The 6353-nt window shown below is 64.9% G+C and carries 9 protein-coding genes; 8 read left to right on the forward strand and 1 reads right to left on the reverse strand.

Going from position 1 to position 6353, the window contains the following annotated elements; translation table 11 throughout:
• From EOA28_RS40340 to EOA28_RS20895, 8 genes are all read left to right on the forward strand, one after another.
• Window positions 1-427: MFS transporter (locus EOA28_RS40340; protein ID WP_245501571.1), on the forward strand; the 427-nt coding region annotated here is incomplete at its 5' end.
• Window positions 373-924: an MFS transporter gene (locus EOA28_RS40345; RefSeq protein WP_245501572.1), complete on the forward strand. Its 552-nt coding sequence runs from the start codon at window positions 373-375 to the stop codon at window positions 922-924. The genes EOA28_RS40340 and EOA28_RS40345, both read left to right, overlap by 55 nt.
• Window positions 925-1093: 169 nt before the next feature.
• Window positions 1094-2275: a cell wall hydrolase gene (locus tag EOA28_RS20870; RefSeq protein WP_127251897.1), complete on the forward strand. Its 1182-nt coding sequence runs from the start codon at window positions 1094-1096 to the stop codon at window positions 2273-2275.
• Window positions 2276-2564: 289 nt separating this feature from the next.
• A complete protein-coding gene (locus EOA28_RS20875) occupies window positions 2565-2957 on the forward strand; it encodes an AtpZ/AtpI family protein (RefSeq protein ID WP_042641414.1) in 393 nt (130 codons plus the stop codon).
• Between the two features lie 66 nt (window positions 2958-3023).
• Window positions 3024-3785: a F0F1 ATP synthase subunit A gene (locus EOA28_RS20880; RefSeq protein ID WP_127251898.1), complete on the forward strand. Its 762-nt coding sequence runs from the start codon at window positions 3024-3026 to the stop codon at window positions 3783-3785.
• Between the two features lie 80 nt (window positions 3786-3865).
• A complete protein-coding gene (locus EOA28_RS20885) occupies window positions 3866-4090 on the forward strand; it encodes a F0F1 ATP synthase subunit C (RefSeq protein ID WP_027164582.1) in 225 nt (74 codons plus the stop codon).
• Window positions 4091-4151: 61 nt separating this feature from the next.
• On the forward strand, window positions 4152-4733 hold the full coding sequence (locus tag EOA28_RS20890; RefSeq protein ID WP_127251899.1) for a F0F1 ATP synthase subunit B: 582 nt from the start codon (window positions 4152-4154) through the stop codon (window positions 4731-4733).
• A gap of 11 nt (window positions 4734-4744) precedes the next feature.
• The gene (locus EOA28_RS20895; RefSeq protein WP_127251900.1) at window positions 4745-5236 is read left to right on the forward strand and encodes a F0F1 ATP synthase subunit B; all 492 of its coding nucleotides are present in this window, start codon (window positions 4745-4747) and stop codon (window positions 5234-5236) included.
• Window positions 5237-5482: 246 nt separating this feature from the next.
• On the opposite strand, the gene EOA28_RS20900 is transcribed toward EOA28_RS20895, so the two are convergent.
• Window positions 5483-6181, reverse strand: a complete 699-nt coding sequence (locus EOA28_RS20900) for a ribonuclease HII (RefSeq protein WP_127251901.1) — start codon at window positions 6179-6181, stop codon at window positions 5483-5485.
• Between the last annotated feature and the right edge of the window lie 172 nt (window positions 6182-6353).

The following is a 6353-nucleotide window of genomic DNA, read 5'->3' on the forward strand; positions in this document are numbered from 1 at the left end:
CGTCGTGCCAACGAAAATGGCCGTTCCCGGCGTCACGCTTCTGTCGGTGAGCCTGCTTGTCGCCGGCTTGCTCGGCGGCAGCGTCAACGGCTCCAGCGGCCGCGCCATCATGGGCTGGTTCGGCGAGGGCGAGCGCGGCTTCGCCATGAGCATCAGGCAGACGGCGGTGCCGCTCGGCGGCGGGCTGGGCGCGCTTGTCCTGCCGTCGCTGGCGCTGGCCCTGGGCTTTACCGCGGTCTTCGGCCTGCTTGCGGCCGTCTCCGCGCTCTCGGCCTGTTTCGCCTGGCGCTGGCTGCACGAGCCGCCGGTGGAAGGCGGCAGCCACGCCGCCGCGGCGACAACCGGCCCGGCGCCCTTGCGCAACATCGAGGTGTGGCGCATCTCGACCGCCATCGGCCTGCTCTGCTTTCGCAGGTCGCGGTGCTGACCTTCGCCTCGGTCTTCCTGCACGACTTCGCCGGCATGGGCACATGGGTGACCAGCACCAGCCTCGCCGCCGTGCAGACCGGCGCCATGGTGATGCGCGTCTGGAGCGGCCGCTTCACCGACCGCCACGGCAACCGCCGGCCGTTCCTGAAGATCTGCAGCGCGTTGAGCGCGCTGGCCTTCCTGGTGCTGTGGCTGCTGGTGACAGGCGCCGCCGCAATCCCCCCGCTGCTGCCGCTGCTTCCGCTGATGGTCGTCGTTGCCGGCATATTCGTCTCCGCCTGGCACGGCGTCGCCTATACCGAGCTTGCCACGCTAGCCGGCGCGGGCCATGTCGGCACCGCGCTCAGCCTCGCCAACAGCTTTGTGTTCGTCGGCTTCTGCCTGGTGCCGATCGCCATTCCCTGGCTGCTGGTGGTCTTCGCATGGCCGGGCGTGTGGCTCGCTGCCGCGATCTGTGCGGCGCTCGCCTGGCCGATCTTCCTGCGCCAGGTCTGATTCACCCAACCCGATGCACCCCCATGCCCGATTCTTCGCCGGCTTGCTGTGGAAACGGCAAGCCGGCTTTCCTCAAACATGAAAAGAACATGATCGATGTCGTTAACCCCGCATCAAGGTTAATGCTTCATTTTGGCTCTCCGGGGTCAGTAGCGTTCTGGAGAGTTCCGTGCATCGACGCGTTTCCATGCGGCTTGCCGCCGCCGCCGTTGCGAAAAGACGTTCCTTCCTTTCTCCTTTGGTGCTCGGGCTGGGCATGTGGATCGGCTTTCCGTCGGTCGTTGCCTATCAGGATATGACCAGCCTGATCACCGGCCTGGAGTCGCCCAGCGCCCGCTGGAACGCCTATATCGAGAAATCCGCCGCCGGCTCGGTGCATGCCGCAGAAATGCCGTTCATCGATTCCACCGCCACCGGCTCGATCTCCGGCTCCGGCGTCAATCTGCCGGGCGTGGGCACCGTCGCCTTCCGTGGCAAGGGCAACGCCGCGGGCGTCACGCCCGATGAGGATCGAGTCGTGCGCGCCGACAAGAAGGGCCGCCTCGTCCAGGTCTCGCCCGTCGCGCCGCCCAAGAATTTCAGCGCCGGCTCGATCTTCGAGCGCACCTCCTCGCTGCTGCGTCCCTCGATGGACAGCGGCCTGAAGCTCACCTTCGCCAAGCCCGGCATCAAGGGCAAGGAAGTCCAGATCGCCCAGGCCTTCCATCTGCGCGAGGACAAGAAGCCGGATCCGGATCTGCCGGCAGCGCTCGTCGCCCTCGTCAACAACGACAAGCCGGACATCCTCGCCACCGCCTATGCCCAGTCCGCGCCCGACTATGCCAAGGCGTCGCCCTTCGAGGCGCTGCTGCAGGACGATCCGAACGATGGCCGCTTCATCCCGCCGATGGGCAAGGGCGACCACGCGTGGCTGCAGAACCCGCTGCCGGCCAGCGTCTTTTCCAAGCCCGAGCAGGCCTGCCTTGCCAAGGGCATCTATTTCGAGGCGCGCAGCGAGCCCGTCCGCGGCCAGGCGGCGGTCGCCCAGGTGATCCTGAACCGCGTCCGCAACCCGGCCTATCCGAAGACGATCTGCGGCGTCGTCTACCAGAACGACGGCTGGTTCAACCGCTGCCAGTTCTCCTTCGCCTGCGACGGCAGGAAGAAGACCATCACCGACCAGGCTTCCTACAAGACTGCCCAGGAGGTCGCCATGGCGGTGACCGCCGGCAAGATCTTCATTCCTGAGGTCGGCTCCTCGACGCATTACTATGCCAATTATGTCCATCCCGGCTGGGCGCGCGCCATGCAGCGCATGACCCGGATCGGCCTGCACATCTTCTACCGTACCTATGGCGGCGGCTGGAGCTGAGCCGTCAGGCGGCTTGAACTGGACCCACCTAAACGACGCCTCCGGCAATGCTCCCGGCGGCCCGCCGCGCGTGCCGATCGATGCGGCTTGTCGCCAGGATTCGCGCCGTCACCTCACGCGGGCGTGAAGGGCACGATGTCGCACCTCGATAAGTCATTGTTTTAACAGCGAAAAATACATCGCTTGGAAGTTCGGCCCGTGGCTTGACGGGCGCGGACCCTCTAACTATGTTGCCGGCGACTTTAGAAGCGGACGGACGGCAATCGTCTGCCCGGGCAGGGGGGTTGCGATGGCCAACAAAACCGGGCCAGACGGAACCGGAGAAACCGGCCGCGGCAGGCAGCCAGAAGCCACCATCCGCGACGACGAACTTGAGCGCCGCCGGCGCGATCTCGAAGCATCGCTTGCGACGAGGCGCACGGACCGGCTCGAGGGGAAAGACGAAGCGAAAGCTGCGGCCGGTTACGGTCAGGCGCTGAAACTGTCCAGCGAGTTCATCGCCGGAGTGGTGGTTGGTGTCGGCTTGGGCTGGATCATCGACCGCCTGGCGGGAACAGCGCCTTGGGGTCTGATCGTCGGCCTGTTGCTGGGCTTTGGTGCCGGTATACTCAATGTCCTGCGTTCGGCGGGGCTTGCACCGGAATTCGGTCAGGGCGGCAAGCCGCGCGAGCCGAAAGAATGAAGTGGGCGCCCCCTGGGTGCTGAAGTGAACTTAAGAAGCCGATTGTGGCTTTGACGGGGATTTAAAGTGGCTGCTGCTGACAAGGTCGATCCGATCCACCAGTTCCAGATCCATCCGATCATCCCGCTGCATATCGGCGGCTACGACGTCTCGTTCACCAACTCCTCTCTATTCATGATCGTCACGATCGTGCTGGCCTCGGCTTTCCTCTATTGGAGCACGGCCAGCCGCGCCTTGATCCCGGGGCGCCTGCAGTCGGTCTCCGAGATGGCCTATGAATTCGTCGGCAACATGCTGCGCGATGCCGCCGGCAAGCAGGGCATGCAGTTCTTTCCGCTGGTGTTCTCGCTGTTCATGTTCGTGCTGGTCGCCAACCTGATCGGCCTGTTCCCCTATTTCTTCACCGTCACCAGCCACATCATCGTCACCTTCACGCTGGCAATCCTGGTCATCGGCACGGTCGTCGTCTACGGCTTCGCCAAGCACGGTTTGGGCTTCCTCAAGCTGTTCGTGCCGCATGGCGTGCCGGGTCTTCTTCTGCCGCTGGTGGTGGCGATCGAAGTCATCTCCTTCGTCTCGCGCCCGGTCAGCCTCTCGGTTCGTCTTTTCGCCAACATGCTGGCCGGCCACATCACGCTGAAAGTGTTCTCGGGCTTCGTCGTCAGCCTCAGCGCGTTCGGCGCCGTCGGCATCGCCGGTTCGGTTCTGCCGCTCGCCATGGCCGTCGCGCTGACCGCTCTCGAGCTGCTGGTCGCCTTCCTGCAGGCCTACGTCTTCGCGGTGCTGACCTGCATGTATCTGAACGACGCGCTGCACCCGAGCCACTGATTGATTTTCACCGGCGCCGCGGCGCCAGCATACCCAACGTACCAACCGCAACGAACAAGCAAACCACAGGAGTTTTTGAAATGGACGCAACTGCAGCAGCTGCTATCGGCGCTGGTATCGCCTGCATCGGCATGGGCGGCGCGGGCATCGGCCTCGGCAACATCTTCGGCAGCTACCTCTCGGGCGCGCTCCGCAACCCGTCGGCTGCCGACGGCCAGTTCGGCCGCCTGATCTTCGGCTTCGCGGTGACCGAAGCTCTGGGCATCTTCTCGCTCCTGATCGCTCTGCTCCTGGTCTTCAAGTAAGATTGAGAGCTGACGAAAGGGGCCGCATGGTGCGGCCCCGTTCCATGGACAGGGGAATGAGATGTTCGTGACATCTGCCTATGCGCAAGAAACAGCGCCGGCCGCGGCCGAGGGCGATACGCATGCGGGCACTGCCGTGCCTGCCGCGGAGCATGAAGCGTTCCCGCCGTTCGACGCCAAGACCTTCCCGTCGCAGATCCTGTGGCTGGTCATCACCTTCGGGCTCTTCTACCTGTTCCTGAAGCGCGTTGTGATGCCGCGTCTTGGCGGCATCATCGATGTCCGCAGTGATCGCATCACCCAGGACCTCGACCATGCCGCAAGGCTGAAGGGCGAGGCGGATGCCGCCGTTGCCGCCTATGAGCAGGAACTGGCGGAGGCCAAGGCCAACGCCAACAAGATCGGCCAGCAGGCAAGCGACGCCGCCAAGGCGGACGCCGAGGGCACGCGCAAGAAGCTCGAGGCCGAGCTCGAGAAGAAGCTTGGCGAGGCCGAGGCGAGCATCGCCTCGATCAAGGCCAAGGCGATGAAGGAAGTCGGCACGATCGCCGAGGATACCACGTCGGCCATCGTCGAGGCGCTTGTCGGCGGCAAGGCCGACAAGTCCGAGATCGCGGCCGCGGTCAAATCCGCGAGCCGGTGAGGAGCGGGATCATGGACGCCACATCACTTGCCACGCTCTGGGCCACCATCGCCCTGATCATCTTCCTCGGCGCCATCATCTATCTGAAGGTGCCGGGCATGCTCACCAAGTCGCTGGACGGCCGCGCGGCCAAGATCAGCGGCGAGCTCGAGGAAGCGCGCAAGCTTCGTGAAGAGGCCCAGCAGCTGCTTGCCCAATATCAGCAGAAGCGCAAGGAAGCCGAGAAGGAGGCCGCCGACATCGTCGCCGCCGCCAAGCGCGAGGCTGAGCTGCTCGCTTCCGAGGCGGCCAAGAAGACCGAGGACTATGTCGCCCGGCGCACCGCGCTTGCCGAGCAGAAGATCAGCCAGGCCGAGCGCGAGGCCGTCAGCGAAGTGCGCGCCTCGGCCGTCGACATCGCCGTCGAGGCCGCCCGCGCGCTGCTCGCCGCCAAGGTTGACGCCAAGGCCGGCGCCGACCTGTTCAAATCGGCGCTGAATGACGTCAAGGCCAAGCTGAACTGAGCTGACTTCGAAACTTCTAAATCGAAAGCCGCCTGGGCAACCCGGCGGCTTTTTTGTTGTAGCACGTTCGTCATCCTAGGGCGGAGCAAGGAGCGAAGCGACGCGCGCAGACCCTAGGGATCCATGCCGTGACGCTAAGGCGTTGCAACGATTACAAAATTCTGCGCCGCTGCGCCCCACGAAAGAGGTCACGGCATGGATCCTCGGGTCAAGCCCGAGGATGACGAAGGATGGAGGCAGTCGCCGTCACTCCAACCCGGCGAAGCTCTCTTCTTCCTCGACCACCTCAGCGCCACCCAGCCTGAACGGCGCGAACGAGGTCCGATGCAGCCTTGCCACCGGGCCATGCGCCTCGATGGCGGTGCGGTGCCGGACCGTCGCATAGCCCATATGTACCTCGAAGCCGTAATGCTCGTGATGGCCGCCGCAGCCGCACATCATGCGGTCGCGCATCACCTTGGCGACGATCGAGGCGGCGGCGATCGACTGCGAGCGCTGGTCGCCCTTGATCAGCGCGCGGCCTTCGCAGGCGAGGCCTGGCGGGATGTCGCGGCCGTCGGCCAAGGCGAGTTTCGGCTGCAGTGACAGACCCGCGGCGGCGCGGCGCATTGCTTCGAGGCTGGCTTTCAGGATGTTGCTGTTGTCGATGCCTTCGGCGCTGATCGAGGCCATCGATACGCTGAGCGCCGAGCCGAGGATCTTGAGGAACAGCGCCTCGCGCTGCAAATGCGTGAGGCGTTTGGAATCGTCGAGGCCTTCCGGGATATTGGCGGGGTTGAGCACCACCGCCGCAGCCACGACCGGGCCTGCCAACGGACCGCGGCCAGCTTCATCCATGCCGGCGACCGGCCACAGCCCGTCGGCCATCGCCTTGGTCTCGATCGAGAAGTCGGGCTTCTCGACCATTTCAAAGAGAAGCGGAGAATCGGAACGCGCGCGAGCCATGGTGCGGCGAGGTTCGCATCGGCTCCGATTCTCCGCAAGTCCCTCCGGGTCGGGTGGGGCGCCGGACCGGGAGGGCACCGTCTCACGGCCGGGGGACAAGGGCCGGACGGAATTCTTGAAACAAGTAGCAATTCCAGATGGACAACCGCTTTGCCTGGAACTGCTTTAGGGC

Source organism: Mesorhizobium sp. M2A.F.Ca.ET.067.02.1.1 (assembly GCF_004023285.1).
Lineage (GTDB): Bacteria > Pseudomonadota > Alphaproteobacteria > Rhizobiales > Rhizobiaceae > Mesorhizobium.